General features: G+C 69.2%; 1 protein-coding gene. It reads left to right on the forward strand.

Annotated features, from left to right (window positions below; translation table 11 throughout):
* Window positions 1-183 precede the first annotated feature (183 nt).
* The gene (selD, locus tag N864_RS22330) at window positions 184-1185 is read left to right on the forward strand and encodes a selenide, water dikinase SelD (RefSeq protein WP_081794138.1); all 1002 of its coding nucleotides are present in this window, start codon (window positions 184-186) and stop codon (window positions 1183-1185) included.
* Window positions 1186-1280 lie beyond the last annotated feature (95 nt).

A 1280-nucleotide genomic window follows, 5' to 3' on the forward strand; every position in this document is an offset into this window, starting at 1 on the left:
TCGACAGTGCACTTCTCTCAATCGAGAGTGCACTTTTTCCCATCGACCGTGCGCGTTTTCGAATCGAGGGTGCAGTTCTCGGAAGGGGTCTGCCCGCGAGCCGCTGTATGACGTGTCCGCGCCTTCGCGCGCCCCGTGCCGGACCACTCGCCGGCCGGGTCGTATGGTGCCCTTGTGGCCGCCATCGATGACGCACCGATCCGCCTGACCCAGTTCGCCGCCGGTGGGGGCTGCGCCTGCAAGGTGCCGGCCAGCCAGCTCGAGGAGGTCGTCGCCGACCTGGTCGGGGTGCGCCACCCCGACCTGATCGTCGGGATCGACGCCGGCGATGATGCTGCCGCCGTCCGCATCGAGGGCGGCCAAGCGATCCTCTCGACGGCCGACTTCTTCACCCCCGTGGTCGACTCGCCCTACGACTGGGGCCGGATCGCGGCCGCGAACGCCCTCTCCGACGTCTATGCGATGGGCGGACGGCCGATCATGGCAATCAACCTGCTCGGATGGCCCGCAGGCCTGGTCTCGGCGGACCACGTGCGGGAGGTCCTCCGTGGCGGGCTGGCCGTAGGTAAGGAGGCCGGTTGCCCCGTCGTCGGAGGGCATAGCATCACGGCGCCCGAGCCGCTTTACGGCATGGCCGTTACGGGGATCGCGGACGCTGAACGGTTGATGCGCAATGACGCCGCCGCGCCCGGCCAGCCGATCTCCCTGACGAAATCGATCGGCGTCGGGATCCTCGGCAACCGGCACAAGGCGACCGGAGAAGTGTTCCCCGAGGCGATCGCCACCATGACAGCGCTGAACTCCGCGGCCTCCGCGGCCGCCCTCGCCGCCGGCGTGCAAGCCTGCACTGACGTGACCGGCTTCGGCCTGCTCGGGCACTTGTGGAAGATGTGCCGCGCCTCGGGGGTGGGGGCCGCGATCGACCGAGCCGCGGTGCCGGTCCTCGACGGCGCTCGGGAGAGCCTGGCGGCCGGCTACGTGCCAGGCGGTAGTCGGCGCAATCTCGACTGGGTCCGGCCACACCTCGACGTCGGGCCAGGGATCACCGAGGATGAGCTCGTCCTGCTTGCCGATGCCCAGACGAGCGGTGGCCTCCTCGTGGTCGGTGAGGTCCCCGGCGCCCCCGTCATCGGGCACACGGTCGCCGTCAAGGAGGGCACGGGTCCGCGCATCACCATCCGCTGATCCGCCCAATCCCAATCGAGCAGTGCACTGTCGATCTTGAGAAGCGCACGCTCGATTGGGAAACGTGCACTCTCGACGAGGAACAGCGCACGCTC

It is taken from the genome of Intrasporangium chromatireducens Q5-1 (assembly GCF_000576575.1).
In the GTDB taxonomy this organism is placed as follows: Bacteria; Actinomycetota; Actinomycetes; order Actinomycetales; family Dermatophilaceae; genus Intrasporangium_A; species Intrasporangium_A chromatireducens.